Genomic DNA, 447 nt, shown 5'->3' with positions numbered 1-447 from the left:
TACGTTAATGTGGTATCCCCAAATACTAACGCAACATTATCCGGCGATTTTAATACCTGCTGTTCAAACAAATCGATTATGGTTTTATCCGCAGGATAATCTGCCTTCGTGTTGTTGAAACCGTTTAAAAGTTCCTCTCTTTCTGAAGCCGTAATGTAATCGATCTTCTCAATACTCATTTCCGGATCTGATACACAGGCTGACAGGATGTTTTCTAAATGCGAAAACATGCGTTCTGCCAAATAAGCATCATAAATATCAGTATTGTATTCAATTACAAGTCCTAAAACATCGTTTTCCACAAAGGTGAAACTCATGTCAAATTTTGAAATTTTATTCTTAACGCCATATCCTTTGACTTCCAGGCTGCTTAGCCCTTCGGTATTCAGGTTCTTTAACCGGGACTGGTTTTGCAGCGTAACCAATACATCAAACAAAGCCGAGCGG

1 protein-coding gene is annotated in these 447 nt (G+C 38.9%); it reads right to left on the bottom strand.

Annotated elements, in window-relative coordinates:
- Nucleotides 1–425, bottom strand: a 425-nt coding sequence (locus tag BXU01_RS23340) for a condensation domain-containing protein (RefSeq protein ID WP_255373837.1), incomplete at its 3' end; no start/stop codon positions are given.
- Nucleotides 426–447 lie beyond the last annotated feature (22 nt).

The sequence above is a fragment of the [Flexibacter] sp. ATCC 35103 genome, assembly GCF_001975985.1.
In the GTDB taxonomy this organism is placed as follows: Bacteria; Bacteroidota; Bacteroidia; order Flavobacteriales; family Flavobacteriaceae; genus Flavobacterium.
Note: the sequence above shows the minus strand (reverse complement) of the source record. Positions and strands in the feature narration are given on the sequence as shown.